This window comes from Vibrio sp. YT-19(2023), assembly GCF_033337395.1.
The window spans coordinates 1-602 of record NZ_JAWOQN010000756.1 but is presented as its reverse complement, the minus strand read 5'-3'; the positions used below and the strand labels follow the sequence as shown (position 1 = coordinate 602).

Sequence of the window (602 nt, the reverse complement as noted above, 5' to 3'; positions counted from 1 at the left end):
GTTTTCCGGATAAAAGTGAAGCGGCTTTGGTGCTAGATAGCCACAGCGTACCGGGTAGGGGAGTTAAACAAACGCTCAACCTTGCATCTTTCATGATGCCGATTTCGGTCGAACTCATTAAAACGCTCGAACTGGGAGAATGGCACCAAGGTGATACTCAATACGAAGATGATACTCCGCTAGCAACTATGCACTTAGTGTACGCTGGTCGGACAATATTCACCGAGCATCAAGCGTTACAAGGTGAAGTGGCGATTCAATCTATCGCCGACAGGATCGAACAAGAAATGTTGTTGCCTGGCTTTGCTCCATTGCGAAAACAACAAATTCAACACTGGAAAATCTACAATTCCCTAGGTCTGAATACTGAACTGGTGGATAAGAAAGTCCTTGATGAACTTTGTTTTTCTACTTGGTTGACTGAACAATTGGCAACGCTCGGCGTTGAAAGTGTTGAAGACATCGAATTGTTCGAGGCCGATGACCTTCCATTTGAAGGCATTCCCGAGTGGGAATACAACGACTTCGCAGAGCAGTACCCTCTGAAGCTCGTGTTAGCTGAGCTCAAGCTTGAAGTGGAATATTTTGTTTCTCGCAAGTTG

Annotated in this window: 1 pseudogene; it reads left to right on the top strand. The window is 45.5% G+C overall.

The window, feature by feature from the left end:
- Positions 1 to 602, top strand: a pseudogene (locus R7E78_RS28295) (ATP-dependent RNA helicase); the annotation flags it as partial.